Annotated in this window: 12 protein-coding genes and 3 tRNA genes; 6 read left to right on the top strand and 9 right to left on the bottom strand. The window is 69.8% G+C overall.

Translation table 11 applies throughout. The annotated features are described in order from the left end of the window. The first annotated feature begins 44 nt into the window (after nucleotides 1-44). Nucleotides 45-926 (top strand): KPN_02809 family neutral zinc metallopeptidase, encoded by an 882-nt coding sequence (gene ypfJ / locus BKA02_RS04065; protein WP_179431536.1) that lies wholly within the window; start codon nucleotides 45-47, stop codon nucleotides 924-926. Nucleotides 927-953: 27 nt separating this feature from the next. Here the strand turns inward: ypfJ and BKA02_RS04060 are convergent, their stop codons facing one another. The 3 genes from BKA02_RS04060 to BKA02_RS04050 all read right to left on the bottom strand — a co-directional run bounded on the left by BKA02_RS04060 (nucleotide 954) and on the right by BKA02_RS04050 (nucleotide 4500). Then, nucleotides 954-2672: an aldehyde dehydrogenase family protein gene (locus tag BKA02_RS04060; RefSeq protein WP_179431534.1), complete on the bottom strand. Its 1719-nt coding sequence runs from the start codon at nucleotides 2670-2672 to the stop codon at nucleotides 954-956. Between the two features lie 80 nt (nucleotides 2673-2752). Further along, nucleotides 2753-4153 (bottom strand): MFS transporter, encoded by a 1401-nt coding sequence (locus BKA02_RS04055; RefSeq protein ID WP_179431532.1) that lies wholly within the window; start codon nucleotides 4151-4153, stop codon nucleotides 2753-2755. A gap of 83 nt (nucleotides 4154-4236) precedes the next feature. Next, complete coding sequence (locus tag BKA02_RS04050; RefSeq protein ID WP_179431530.1) at nucleotides 4237-4500, bottom strand: glutaredoxin family protein; 264 nt, start codon at nucleotides 4498-4500, stop codon at nucleotides 4237-4239. A 145-nt stretch (nucleotides 4501-4645) separates the two neighbouring features. Between BKA02_RS04050 and BKA02_RS04045 the strand changes: the two genes are divergently transcribed. Beyond that, entirely contained in the window at nucleotides 4646-5821 is a 1176-nt protein-coding gene (locus BKA02_RS04045) for a glycosyltransferase (RefSeq protein ID WP_179431528.1), read from the top strand. 30 nt (nucleotides 5822-5851) lie between these two features. Here BKA02_RS04045 and BKA02_RS04040 read toward each other — a convergent pair whose 3' ends face one another. Further along, complete coding sequence (locus BKA02_RS04040; protein WP_179431526.1) at nucleotides 5852-7012, bottom strand: polysaccharide deacetylase family protein; 1161 nt, start codon at nucleotides 7010-7012, stop codon at nucleotides 5852-5854. 96 nt (nucleotides 7013-7108) lie between these two features. On the opposite strand from BKA02_RS04040, the gene BKA02_RS04035 reads away from it, so the two are divergent. Further along, a complete protein-coding gene (locus tag BKA02_RS04035) occupies nucleotides 7109-7297 on the top strand; it encodes a hypothetical protein (RefSeq protein ID WP_179431524.1) in 189 nt (62 codons plus the stop codon). Between the two features lie 212 nt (nucleotides 7298-7509). Next, a complete protein-coding gene (locus BKA02_RS04030) occupies nucleotides 7510-7794 on the top strand; it encodes a hypothetical protein (protein WP_179431522.1) in 285 nt (94 codons plus the stop codon). A gap of 144 nt (nucleotides 7795-7938) precedes the next feature. Here BKA02_RS04030 and BKA02_RS04025 read toward each other — a convergent pair. The 3 genes from BKA02_RS04025 to BKA02_RS04015 all read right to left on the bottom strand — a co-directional run bounded on the left by BKA02_RS04025 (nucleotide 7939) and on the right by BKA02_RS04015 (nucleotide 8252). Then, a tRNA-Phe gene (locus BKA02_RS04025) sits at nucleotides 7939-8011 on the bottom strand. Between the two features lie 68 nt (nucleotides 8012-8079). Then, nucleotides 8080-8153, bottom strand: a tRNA-Asp gene (locus BKA02_RS04020). Between the two features lie 26 nt (nucleotides 8154-8179). Beyond that, nucleotides 8180-8252: transfer RNA gene (locus tag BKA02_RS04015), tRNA-Glu, on the bottom strand. 261 nt (nucleotides 8253-8513) lie between these two features. Between BKA02_RS04015 and BKA02_RS04010 the strand changes: the two genes are divergently transcribed. Then, nucleotides 8514-9890 carry a peptidoglycan DD-metalloendopeptidase family protein gene (locus BKA02_RS04010; protein ID WP_343045338.1) on the top strand — a complete coding sequence of 459 codons (1377 nt, stop codon included), beginning with the start codon at nucleotides 8514-8516 and terminating at the stop codon, nucleotides 9888-9890. A gap of 91 nt (nucleotides 9891-9981) precedes the next feature. Here BKA02_RS04010 and ppa read toward each other — a convergent pair whose 3' ends face one another. Further along, the gene (gene ppa / locus BKA02_RS04005; RefSeq protein WP_179431520.1) at nucleotides 9982-10473 is read right to left on the bottom strand and encodes an inorganic diphosphatase; all 492 of its coding nucleotides are present in this window, start codon (nucleotides 10471-10473) and stop codon (nucleotides 9982-9984) included. A gap of 187 nt (nucleotides 10474-10660) precedes the next feature. On the opposite strand from ppa, the gene tilS reads away from it, so the two are divergent. Next, nucleotides 10661-11656 (top strand): tRNA lysidine(34) synthetase TilS, encoded by a 996-nt coding sequence (gene tilS / locus BKA02_RS04000; RefSeq protein ID WP_179431518.1) that lies wholly within the window; start codon nucleotides 10661-10663, stop codon nucleotides 11654-11656. A gap of 9 nt (nucleotides 11657-11665) precedes the next feature. Here tilS and BKA02_RS03995 read toward each other — a convergent pair whose 3' ends face one another. After that, nucleotides 11666-12298 carry a DUF937 domain-containing protein gene (locus BKA02_RS03995; RefSeq protein ID WP_179431516.1) on the bottom strand — a complete coding sequence of 211 codons (633 nt, stop codon included), beginning with the start codon at nucleotides 12296-12298 and terminating at the stop codon, nucleotides 11666-11668. Nucleotides 12299-12397: the final 99 nt, after the last annotated feature.

Here is a 12397-nt window from a genome sequence, read left to right as displayed (position 1 = left end):
GGGGAGTCTCCCCGTGCCCGGCCCGGCGACGGTACTCTCATCCCATGACTTTCAACCCGAACGCCGACGTCAGCGAGAACAAGGCCCGCCGCCGCGGTCGCAATGCAGCGATCGCGGGCGGCAGCGTCGTCGGCGTGGGCGCCATCGCCGTGATGCTGCTCAACATGTTCACCGGCGTCGACCTCTCCGGTTTCTTCGGCGGCGGACAGGCCGCCCCTGCGGGCGGCTCGCAGTCGACGAACGGATCGGTCATCGCGCAGTGCGAGACCGGCGCCGACGCCAACGAGCGCGACGACTGCCGCATCGCCTCGACCTCGCTCGTGCTCGACGACTTCTGGGCGGCGCAGGTGCAGGGCTACCGTGCACCGACGCTCACGGTCGTGGACGGTTCCACCCCCACCCCGTGCGGCACGGCGTCGAATCAGGTCGGTCCGTTCTACTGCCCGCCCGACGAGGGCGTGTACATCGATCCGACCTTCTTCGACCTGCTGCGTCAGCGCTTCGGGGCCTCGGCGGGCGCACTCGCGCAGGTGTACATCCTCTCCCACGAGTACGGCCACCACATCCAGAACATCACCGGCATCATGTCCGCGCACCCGAACAACGGCACCGGGCCGGAGAGCAACGGCGTGCGCACCGAGCTGCAGGCCGACTGCTACGCGGGCGCGTTCATCGCCGACATGGCAGAGCAGAAAGACGACAACGGCCAGCCCTACATGAAGGCTCCGACCGAGAAGGAGCTGGAGGATGCGGTGAACGCGGCCGCGGCGGTCGGCGACGACCACATCCAGCAGATGTCGGGTTTCACCAACCCGGAGAGCTGGACCCACGGTTCCAGCGAGCAGCGAATGCGGTGGTTCGCCACCGGGTACAAGTTCGGACTCGAACGCTGCGACACGTTCTCGGTGGCCGGCGGCGACCTGTAGGCCGATCGGAGATGGCCCGCGGGCCGGTCAGGCGCGCATCGCCTGGATCAGCGTGCGCATCAGGGCGAGCACGCCGCCGCGGGCGCGGAAGCGGGTGAGGCCTTCGCTCACCTCGGTTCCCGTACGTGACGAGACGAACCACGGTGGCTTGGGCAGGATCGTGAACCGTCCGCCGTCTCGCCAGGCGCCCAGCGAACGCGGCAACGGGCGGAACGGTCCGCGCACGACCGAGCGTTCGACGTCGCCGAGGAGCAGGGCGTTGTGCACGACGCCGATCCCGCTGCCGACGTCGGCGATCGTGCCTCCCGGGAAGGCCCCCCAGGTCATCGTCGGTGCGATGAAGCCGAACGCGGTCCAGGTGTTGATCGCGATGGAGCCGTAGCGCAGCTCGGCGATCGCGCGGGTGAAGTCGTCGCCGAGGGCGTGCTCGGTGGCGGGGTCGACGAGCACGTTCGCGCCGAGCGTGCCTTGCAGGCGGTCGTTGGCGTGGCTCACGGCGGCATCGAGGAAGCCCTGGCCGGAGCCGGGAAGGGAGACGACGCCGAGCACGGGGGCGAAGTACTCCGTGTTCTCCAGAGCAGAGGGATCGTCGTCGGGCCCGATCTCCACGAGCAGCCGGTCGGCCAGCACGAGCGCGTCCGGATAGGACTCGGCGGCCTGCCGCATCCGCTCGTCGGCGTGCGGATACCACAGCGGGCGCTCTGGGGCCGTGGCGTACGCCCGCCGCAGCTCGGTGAGGAACTGCGCACGCTGCGGCCAGTCTGCCGAGAGGATCACGACCTGGCCGGCGATGCAGTTGTGGCCGCAGTTCTGCAGGCGCATGGTCGCCACATGCTCGGCCTGATAGCGCAGGTCGGCCTCGCTCCACTCGCCGGGCACGACGATGATCGGCGAGACCCCGCCGAGCTCGGCGGTGATCGGCTTCTTCAACTGGGGGCGGTTCTCGCGGCGGCGTCGCTTGCCGGCCGCGCCGGTGCCCCAGACGATCGCGTCGAACGTGGGAGCAGAGCCCGTGATGTGCACGTGCGCGATCCGCGGATGGCCGGTGAGGTACGCGCCGACATCGCCGCCGCCGCGCACGATGCGCAGCAGACCCGCGGCCATCAACGGCGCGAGGGCCTTCTCGAAGACGGGCAGCAGCGGATCCTGCGTCGGGTTGAGCTTGAGGATGGCGACGCGGTCGTGGGCCAGCAGCTCGTAGAGCACATCGAGCACCGGGATGGAGGTGACGTTCCCTGCACCGAGCACGAGCCCGACGCCGCCCTCGGCGGGTCGGCGCTGCGCGAGGCCGGCGCGCGCACGGGCATCCCCGGGCGTCGTCCCCGGGCGCAGCCACACCTCACCCGTGAAGCCGGAGAGCAGGATGCGATCCGACGCGGTGAGCGGGAAGGCATGGATGCGCGTGCGATCGCCGGGTGCGCTGTCGATGCGCACCCCGTCGAGCGGGTTGCGTCCTTCGGCGAGGCGATCGAGCGTCTCGATGTACGCATCCAGCGCGCCGAGGGTGCCGTACGGGCCGCTGAGCCATTCCTCGCCGCGCAGCGGGTGCCCGGCGGGGAGCTGCTTGGAGTCGGCGGCGACCCGCGCCCACTTCCGGGAGACTCCGGCGACGCTCCGGCGCACGCCGCGCAGCAGGGTGACGCGCTGGGCCGGACTCATCGCGGCCCACGACCCCGAACCCGTCTCGAGTTCGGCGATCGCGGCATCCAGAGGTGCGCGCAGGTCTTCGGCCAGGGCGGTGGGCATCGGTCCTCCTCAAGAGCGTGGTGTCAGCCTACGCGCGTGGGCCGTGCCGAGTCTGCGTGCGCGTGCTCGCGCGCGGCGCCTCACTCGCCAGCAGGGAGCCCGTCGATGTCGGCGCGGCGAAGACGGTAGCGCGAGAGGGTGAGCAGGCTGAGCACGAGCAGCACGGCGGGAACGATGCTGAAGCAGATGACTATGCCCGTCACGGCGCCCGGCGGCTGGGTGCTCGCCTCGCCGGCGACGCGGGACACGTATCCCGTCAGCGCGAGCACACCCGCCACGATCGTCGCCCCGAGCGCGAACCCGACGGTCTCGCCCGCCGTCCAGACGCCCGTGAACGTGCCGGCCCGGCCGGGGCCGTGGCGGCGTTCGTCGTGAGAGATCACGTCGGGCAGCATCGCCATGGGCAGGGCCTGCAGGCCTGCGTAGGCGATGCCGGCGACGGCGACGGATGCATAGATCCACGCTCCGGGCGTCCAGATCGCGGCCGCGATACTCGTCGCAGCGATCAGGAACAGGATCGAGGCGAGGGTGAACGCGCGCTCCTTGCCGGTGCGGCGCGAGAGCCGCTCCCACAGCGGAGTGGCGATGAGGGCGGGGCCGACGAGCGCCACGAAGAGCAGCGTCACGGCGCTCTCGGAATGCAGTACCCAGGTCGCGACGTACTGAGCGCCGGCGAGCATGGTGCCGGTCGCGAGCGCCTGCAGCAGGAACGTCGCCAGCAGGGAGCGGAATGGCGCGGAGCGGCGCAGGGTCGCGATTCCGGCGGCGTACTGCTCGCGGATCCCCGGGGTGGAGTCGGCGATCGTGGCGGCCGAGGGCTCGCCGGGATCGGAGATCGGCGTGCGCTCGTCGGAGCGCGAGGCCACCAGCATCCCGAGCCCGATGACGAGTCCGGCCACGATGCCCATGACCAGGTACCCCGTGACGGGGTCGCCGGTGAGCCTGCGCAGCTCCGGGCCGCCCGCGCCGAAGAGGAGGATCGCCGCGGTGAGGGCGATCACGCGCCAGCTCAGCAGTCGCGTGCGCTCGTCGTAGCTCGGAGTCAGCTCCGCGGGCAGGGCGACGTACGGCACCTGGAAGATGCTGAACGCCGTGGCGGTGGCCAGGAACGCCGCGAGCACGCAGATCGCTCCCGCGACGGGACCGAACGCGGGCGGCACGGCGAAGGTGAGGGCGAAGAACACCGGCAGCGTGAAGGCGCCGGCCACCATCATCCCGCGTCGGTGCCCGGTGCGGGCCAGCGCCCGATCGGAGGCGGCTCCGATGACCGGGTCGATCACGACGTCCCACACCTTGGCGGCGGTGACGATGATGCCGGCCAGCAGTGCCGTGACCCCGAGGTTGTCGGTGAGGAAGTAGGTGAGGACCAGCCCCGGAAGGGTCGCGTATCCGCCGGTGCCGACGGAACCGGCGGCGTACCGCGCGATCGTCGTGGCGCGAAGGCGTGAGGATGCTCGTTCGGGTCGAGCGTCGATGCTCATCGCGCCAGTGTATCGGCGCTCCGGGGCGGGCGAGATCGAGCGTGAGTGCGGCCGGGAGCAGATGAGCCCGAGTCCGGCCGGCGTCAGATGAGGGAGAGCTCGCGCAGCTTCGACTCGACGTCGGCATTCGACGGTTCGACGTGATGGGACGAGTCGGGGTACACGACGACCGGGATGTTCGTGCGACCCGAGATCTCCTTGGCGATGTCGGCGGCCGAGGGATCGGCGACGAGGTCGACGTAGGTGTACTCGACGCCTAGGGAGTCCAGCTGCGCCTTGGTGCGGCGGCAGTCGCGGCACCACTCGGCGCCGAACATCGTGATTGTCGAGGAATCGGGAGTGCTCATGATTCCAGGGTAGAGCCGTCGACAGTGCGGTGGCCGCGAAACCGTCGAGATCGCTCCTTCCCTGCACGGAGCTCGCAGGTGAGCCCGAACAAGACATGGCACGATGAAACCCGGGCGTCGAGGCACGACGCGGGGAGGACGGAGCATGCGCGCGCCGACGGCGGTGACGGTCATCGTCCCCACCTTCAATGAGCGCGACAACGTCGCCGAGGTCGTGCGGCGATCCAGCGCCGCGCTCGCGGGGCTCGAGGCCGAGATCCTCTTCGTCGACGACAGCACCGACGGCACCCCCGACGCCGTGCGCGAGGCAGCCGTCGACGCCGAGCTTCCCGTGCGCGTGCTCCATCGCGAACGGCCCGACGGAGGTCTCGGCGGCGCCGTCGTGGCGGGGCTGGGCGCAGCATCCCACGACGTGTGCATCGTCATGGACGGTGATCTGCAGCATCCCCCCGAGCTCTTGCGCGCCCTGCTGGAGCGGTACGACGAGGGCGGGGCGGATGTCGTCGCCGCCTCGCGCTACATCGGCGGCGGCGACAGCGCAGGGCTGGGCACCGCGGTGCGGTTCGGGCTCTCCCGCGCGGCGACGCTGCTGACCAAGGCGATGTTCCCCAAGCGCCTGGCGCGCAGTTCCGACCCGATGACGGGGTTCTTCCTCGTCGATCGCCGCCGGATCGACCCGGCCGCGCTCAAGCCGAACGGATTCAAGATCCTGCTCGAGATCCTCGTGCGCTCCGAGTTGCGGGTGGCCGAGGTGCCGATGGCCTTCGCCGCGCGGCTGCACGGCACCTCGAAGGCCACGTTCCGTCAGGGAACGACGTTCCTGATGCACCTGTCGCGCCTGCGCTTCGGCAAGATGTCGCTGTTCGCCCTCATCGGCGCGCTGGGCGCGGTCGCCAACCTCGCGATCATGTGGGCGCTCACCGAGCTGGGCGTGCCGTACGTGTGGGCGGCGATCGTGGCGGCCGAGGCGACGATCATCGGCAACTTCGTGCTGCAGGAGCGGTTCGTCTTCGCCGACATGCGCGAGGGTGCATCACGTCTGCCCGTGCGCTTCGCCACCTCGTTCGCGTTCAACAACGTTGAGGCGGCGGTGCGCATCCCCGTGCTCGCCTTCATGGTCGAGACGTGGCACCTCTCCAGCATCCTCGCCGCGGCGCTCTCGCTCGTGGCCGCGTTCTTCGTGCGATTCGTCTTCCATTCGCTCGTCGTCTACGCGCCGCGTCGCTCCCGCCGCGGCGCCGGCGAGCCGCCGGTCGACACCGCGGCGCAGCGGATCATCCGCGCCATCGACGCCGAGGCGATGCGCCCCGGCGAGCTGTAGGCCGCGGGCTGCATACCAGGGCGGGCGGTGTCAGCCGATGTTCGCGATCAGGCTGTCGAGAGTGTCGCCGTAGTTGATGCGGATCACGGGGAGCGCGAGCTTGTCGGTGCCGATCTCGACGTAGCCCCAGTCGATCGTGCGCCCGAGGAGGAAGCCGGCAGCGGTCACGCCCTCCTTGGTGGTGTCGTTGTAGTGCCCGTACGGGTAGGCGACGACCTCCTTGGCGCCGAGGATCGCGGCGGACTGCTCGAGGTCGGCGGCGATGTCGGCGGCCGACCAGTTGACCATCCGGCCCTTGCCGTTCTCTCCCGCCTCGTGCATGTTGTGCGTGTGGGAGCGCTGGATGACGTACGGCGAGGGTGAGGGAGCCTGCCGCGCGTTGGTGATCACGAACGACGTCGTCAGAAGCTGGTGCTGCGTCACCACCGGCACGGCGAGGTCGAGCCAGCTCTGATCGGCGTCGTCGTCGGTGATGATCACGGAGTGCTGGGGCAGGTAGAGCTGCCCGTCGATGAAGGCGTTGAGTTCCAGCCAGGTGGGCAGGTAGAACTGCTGCTCGGCGATGTACGCCATCTGCGCCTGGAAGTCGCCGATGTACGCGTAGTTGCCGCGCAGCCAGTTGTCCTCGCCGTCGGGGTTGGTCGTGAACTGGTGGTACATCAGGATCGGGACCTCAGCCTGAGTGTCCTCGTTCTGCTCGGGGGTCATCCACGATCCGTAGAGCGTGACCTGCTGCTCGGTGCAGGACGTGAGTTCGGAGCCGTTGATTCGCGCCGTCTGCGTGTAGGCCGCGGCGTCGTCGGGGGTGGCATACCAGCCGGCGAACACCGCGCCGTCGCGCGCGGGGATCGGCAGGCCCGTGTAGAGCACGCCCTGGGTCTGCAGCATCGGATCGATCGCGATGCCGTCGCCCTCGAACGAGACGGCGCACGCGTTCGGATCGTCGGTGGTCGCCAGGAGCTGTTCGGCGGGAGTCAGAGGCGTCGCAGTCGGGGTCGGTGTTCCGCTAGGCGACGGCCGGGCGGCATCGGCTGTCGCAGAGGAGCCGAGGAGGGCGCGGACCAGCATCGTGCCGCCGACGGCGAGCACCGCGACCGTGACGAGCGCGATCACGCCGGCGACCAGGCGCCGTCGGCGGATGACCGCACGAGAGGGCCGGAGCGAGCGTCGGGACGGCGGCGGCGCAGACATGCCTCGAGTTTAGGAGGCGATGCGCCCGGTGTGCGCCCGAGTGAGGGCGATCCCTCATGCCGGAGTAGGATGAGGTGCACAACAGGAGGTAGCCCGGTGATCGTCAGCTTCATCATCTTCTTGGTCTTGTTCCTCGGCGGCATCTGGCTGATGGGATTCGCCCAGGCGCTCACGACCGTTCCCGCGCTCGTCTTCGTCGCAGGGCTGGTTCTGGTCTGCCTTTCGCTCGCCTGGATCATGCGCGAGCGAGGCGGCGCGACCAAGCGCACCAAGTCCTGGGAGTGAGCCGTCGCGCTCGTCGCGCGTGACGCAGGCGATTCGCCCCGGTCCGGGCGTGCCTGCTATGATGAGGAGTTCCTCGCAGGCTTCGCCATCTGATCGGCGCCGCGGGAATCGGCCGGCATGGCACAAGGACGACGCGCACCGATGCGCGTTCGTCGGCCCGGCCTCATCCGGGTGAGCGCATTGCGCCGCCCCACGAACGACAGAGCATCACCATGAGCATCATCACCACATCCGCGCGTCCGGATCCCGCATCCGGCGCCGCGCTGACCTGGAAGCAGGCGGCCGACGACGTGTTCGTCGCGACCCGCGACGGCGAGTTCGCCGGCTTCATCTCCATCGACCGCCACGAGCACGTCGCGCACAACCGGCACAGCCTGCGGATCGGGTCGTACCCGACCATGGCCGCCGCCCGCGCCGCTCTCTGCGGCAGTTCCTCGCGCCCGCGTCGCACCTGGCGCGACCGCTTCCCTCGCCGCCGCGCCGCCGGAACCCGCTGAGGCGGCCTGCGCTCGTGCCCTTCTCGGGCGTTGGACGGGGCCGCCGCAGGCGGCGGACAAGTCAGCGCGCTCTGGGCAAGACGAAACCCCCGCCATGTAGAAGCTAGGCGAGGGTTTCTGGGACCGTTGTAACGACGGTCCTTGTGGCTCCGACCGGCATCGATCCGGTGACCTTTCGATTTTCAGTCGAACGCTCTACCAACTGAGCTACAGAGCCGCGCGACGGCGATCCGTCGCGTCCGAGACGAAAGGCCCTCTCGTAGAGAAAGGGCCCGTCGCTTGGAGCGACCCTGACGGGACTTGAACCCGCGACCTCCGCCGTGACAGGGCGGCACGCTAACCAACTGCGCTACAGGGCCATACTTGTGAAATTGTATCGGATGAGTGACCCCAACGGGATTCGAACCCGTGCTACCGCCGTGAAAGGGCGGCGTCCTAGGCCGCTAAACGATGGGGCCGTGGAGGGCGTGAAACCCTCCCGCTCGAGAACCAGGGTTCCCTTGCCGACGCTCAAGCATAAGGGATCGTCTGAGCAAAACACCAATCGAGGGCGCGCCTGCTGCACGCTCGGGCGTGTCCTGGGGGAGGATGCCCTCGACGGGCCCAGCGAAGGGTGTGTCGATCCCGAATGCGGCAACTAGTCAATCGTACTCTGACCTGTTGCGTATGTGGTGAATGTTGTTAGTGTGACTTCTGTGAAACCGGCGAAAGGGGACCGTGTGGCGAGCCATGACGGCGATACGGTCGACTGCGGCTGCGGGCCGACCGCGGCCGAGAAGCGCACCCTGTGGCCCTCGCTCCGGATGAACAGACGCACCGCCCTCGGCCTCGGCGCCTTCGGCCTGGTCGCCGCCGGCGCCATCGGCAGCGGGGTCGCCGCCGCTCCACGCGCGTGGGCCGCCGACTATCCATCGTGGGACGACGTGCAGGCCGCGATGGACAACGAGGCGGCCAAGGCTGGCGAGATCACCCGCATCCAGCAGCTGATCGCCTCGCTCACTCAGCGCGTCGCCGAGACGAAGGCCGCGGCCCAGCGCGCCGGAGATGAGTTCTTCGCGGCACAGCAGGCGTTCACCGAAGCCGCTCGCCGAGCCGACGACCTGCAGGCCCAGGCCGATGCGCAGGAGCAGCTCGCGCTCGACTCGGCTCGCGAGGCCGGTCAGGTCGCTGCACAGATCTACCGCAACGGCGGTGACAACACCTCACTCGAGCTCTTCTTCTCGGGCTCCGCGGCCACGGCCGACCAGCTGCTGTCGAAGCTGGGCCAGATGGATCGCCTGCTCTCGCGCAACCAGGCCGTCTACGACAAGGCCGTCGCCGCCAAGAACACGGCGCAGAACCTCAGCGACCAGGCGCAGGCCGCGCGCGATGAGCGCGATCGCCTCCAGAAGGTCGCCGAGCAGAAGATGATCGCCGCGCAGGCGGCCGCCGACGAGGCCGCGGCCGCGCTGGCCGACTCCGAGGCGAACCTGCTGACCCTGCAGGCGCAGCTCGCCGCCCTGCAGGACACCACGGCCAAGACGGTCGCCGACTACCAGGCAGGCGAAGAGGAACGCCGCCGCCAGGAGGAAGAGCGCCGTCGTCAGGAAGAAGAAGACCGTCGTCGCCGCGAAGAAGAGGACCGCAACAACGGCGGTGGGGGCGGCGGAGGAGGCGGTGGCGGCGGTGCTGGTACCGGCGGATGGGTCCGTCCGCACGGCGGATTCCAGTCCTCCGGATACGGCTACCGCACGCCCGACTGCGACAGCTCCGGCTGCGGTTCGAGCTTCCACGAGGGCGTCGACCTCGCCAACGGCTGCTGGGCACCGATCTACGCGGCGCACGACGCCTATGTCGACTACGTCGGATGGTACGGCGGGTACGGCAACTACATCCGCCTCGGTCACGGCGACGGCATCGGCACCGGGTACGGCCACATCGTCGATGGTGGTTTCGCGGTCCGCTCGGGCACCTGGGTCTCGGCCGGCCAGGTCATCGCCTATGCGGGCAACACCGGCAACTCCTTCGGCTGCCACCTGCACTTCGAGGTGTATCAGTGGGGCAACACCATCAACCCCATCACGTTCATGGAGAACCGCGGCGTGTACATGGGCTGATCCGCCCCCTCCGACCTGCGACAGCGAAGACCCCCGGGCGCCGTGCGGCGTATCCGGGGGTCTGTCGCATCCGACCGGAGTCGGATCGGTATCAGCGCTCGTGCGTCTGCGCGCGGGTGATCGCTTCGTCGAGGATGCGCTGCGCCTCGGCGGCGTCGCCCCACTCGTCGACCTTGACCCACTTGTTCGGCTCGAGGTCCTTGTAGTGCTCGAAGAAGTGCGCGATCTCCTTCTTGGTGTATTCGGCGAGGTCGCCGACGTCTTGGATGTGCTCCCAGCGCGGGTCCTTGCTCAGCACGGCGACGAGCTTGTCGTCGCCGCCGGCCTCATCGCTCATCTTCAGCACGGCCACGGGCCGCACGTTCACGACGACGCCGGGGTAGATCGCGTGGTCGAGCAGCACGAGCACGTCGAGCGGGTCGCCGTCTTCGCCGAGGGTGTTGTCGAAGTATCCGTAGTCGGCGGGGTAGCCGAAGGTCGTGTACAGGACGCGGTCGAGGTGCACTCGCCCGGTCTCGTGATCGACCTCGTACTTCACGCGGCTGCCGCGCGGGATCTCGATGACGGCGTCGTGTGCGCCCATGCGTGTGCTCCTTGAAGAAAATGACGGGAGGATGCCGCGCACAAGCCTACCGCTGTGTACGCCAGCCCCCGCGAGTGCGGGGCTTCCCGCCGAATGTGCGGGTTCTTCTCGTCAACACGCCGTGCACTGGGCGAGGAGCCGCGCACTCGGCGAAGGAGAGCGGCGCCCAGCGGGCTAGCGTGGAGGGATGCCGACTCCCGATCCCGCCGTCGCCGAGGTCCGTCTCGCCGTGCGCACCGCACTCGCGTCGCTGCCCGAGCCGCCGCGCGCTGTCGTCATCGGGCTGTCCGGTGGCGCCGACTCGCTCGCGCTCGCCGCAGCCACGGCGTTCGAGGCGCGTCGGGCCGGCGTCGAGGTCGTGAGCGTCACGGTCGATCACGGTCTGCAGGAAGGGTCGGATGCGCAGGCCGCCCGCGCGGCCGAGACGGCGCGCAGCCTCGGCATCCGCGCTCTCGTCGAGCCGGTCGAGGTGCGCGATGCCGACGGCGACGGGCTCGAGGCCGCGGCCCGCGATGCGCGGTACGCGGCGCTGCGCACCGTCGCGCAGGCCGAACGCGCGCCCGTGCTGCTCGGGCACACCCTCGACGATCAGGCCGAGACCGTGCTGCTGGGCCTGGCCCGCGGATCGGGGGCGGCGAGCCTGCAGGGGATGGCCCGCGTGCGCACCGATCCCGACGACACGGTGTGGCTCCGCCCGCTGCTCGCCGTTCGGCGCACGACGACGCGCGCAGCGTGCGCGGCGCAGGGGCTGGAGTTCTGGGACGACCCGCACAACGACGATCCCCGCTTCGCCCGCGTGCGGGCGCGATCGCGCGTGCTTCCGGTGATGGAGGAAGAACTCGGCCCGGGCATCGCGGAGGCGCTCGCGCGCACCGCCGAACAGCTCAGGGAGGATGCCGAGGCGTTCGATGAGATGATCCACGAGACCATCGAGGACATCGTCGAGCATGCCGAGGCGGGCATCTCCATCAGCGCATCCGCACTCGCGGCCAACCCGGCGGCGCTGCGCAACCGCATCATCCGCCTCGTGGTCGACAGCGAGTTCGGGGCGAGCCTGACCCGGCGTCAGACGATCGAAGTGGCGCGGCTCGTGACCGACTGGTCGGGGCAGGGGCCCATCGATCTGCCCGGGTGCCGGGCACAGAGAAGGGGCGGACGGATCGAGATCACCGCCCGCCCCTGACTCGTCGGGTTACTTCTTGCCGCCGAGGAGGCCCCCGAGAAGGCCGCCGATGTCGATGCCGCCGCTGCCTCCGCCGCTGTTGTTCCCCCCACCGAGCATGCCGCCGATGTTGCCGAGGATGCCGCCGATGTCGAGGCCTCCTCCGCCTCCGCCGGCGTTGTTGTTCCCGCCGCCGCCGAGCAGGCCGCCGATCATGTCACCGATGCCGCCGCCGCCACCGCCGCCAGCGGATGCGTCGGCGGTCGCGGGCTGCTGGCCTTTGGCGTGGTTGGCGATCAGGCCCATGACGATGGGGGCGAGGATCGGGAGCAGCTTGCCGAAGTCGATCCCGGCCGTCGTCTGCTCGTTCGTCATGGCCTGGGCGACCTGCCCCTGGTTGCCGCCGAACACGTGATTGATGATCTTCTCCCCGTCGGCCTCATCCACGTCGGCGACGGAACCTGCCCCCGAGAAGCCGCCGTGCTTGCTCAGCGCCTGTTCGATCGCCGAGGAGCCCTCGGGCGTCTCGGCCTGCTTGGCGAGACCGCCTACGATCACCTGGCTACCCTCTTGGACGGCCTGCGTCGCGACGTCTTTGTCGACCCCGAGCTTCTCGGCGATATCGTCGATCGGAATCATCTTCATGATGTCGTTGATATCCATGACTTCCCTTTCCTCCCCGGGCGTCGCCCGCTTCGTTGCCGGCTCACCGCTCCGGCGTGTCCCTCACCCTAGTGCGACGCCTCCCCGAGCGGGAGTGGG

The sequence above is a fragment of the Microbacterium pseudoresistens genome, assembly GCF_013409745.1.
Lineage (GTDB): Bacteria > Actinomycetota > Actinomycetes > Actinomycetales > Microbacteriaceae > Microbacterium > Microbacterium pseudoresistens.
This window is presented reverse-complemented; position numbering and strand designations above follow the sequence as displayed.

Coding starts and splice junctions, on each gene's coding strand:
- ypfJ (WP_179431536.1), top strand. CDS start 45: ATGACTTTCAACCCGAACGCCGACGTCAGCGAGAACAAGGCCCGCCGC.
- BKA02_RS04060 (WP_179431534.1), bottom strand. CDS start 2,672: ATGCCCACCGCCCTGGCCGAAGACCTGCGCGCACCTCTGGATGCCGCG.
- BKA02_RS04055 (WP_179431532.1), bottom strand. CDS start 4,153: ATGAGCATCGACGCTCGACCCGAACGAGCATCCTCACGCCTTCGCGCC.
- BKA02_RS04050 (WP_179431530.1), bottom strand. CDS start 4,500: ATGAGCACTCCCGATTCCTCGACAATCACGATGTTCGGCGCCGAGTGG.
- BKA02_RS04045 (WP_179431528.1), top strand. CDS start 4,646: ATGCGCGCGCCGACGGCGGTGACGGTCATCGTCCCCACCTTCAATGAG.
- BKA02_RS04040 (WP_179431526.1), bottom strand. CDS start 7,012: ATGTCTGCGCCGCCGCCGTCCCGACGCTCGCTCCGGCCCTCTCGTGCG.
- BKA02_RS04030 (WP_179431522.1), top strand. CDS start 7,510: ATGAGCATCATCACCACATCCGCGCGTCCGGATCCCGCATCCGGCGCC.
- ppa (WP_179431520.1), bottom strand. CDS start 10,473: ATGGGCGCACACGACGCCGTCATCGAGATCCCGCGCGGCAGCCGCGTG.
- tilS (WP_179431518.1), top strand. CDS start 10,661: ATGCCGACTCCCGATCCCGCCGTCGCCGAGGTCCGTCTCGCCGTGCGC.
- BKA02_RS03995 (WP_179431516.1), bottom strand. CDS start 12,298: ATGGATATCAACGACATCATGAAGATGATTCCGATCGACGATATCGCC.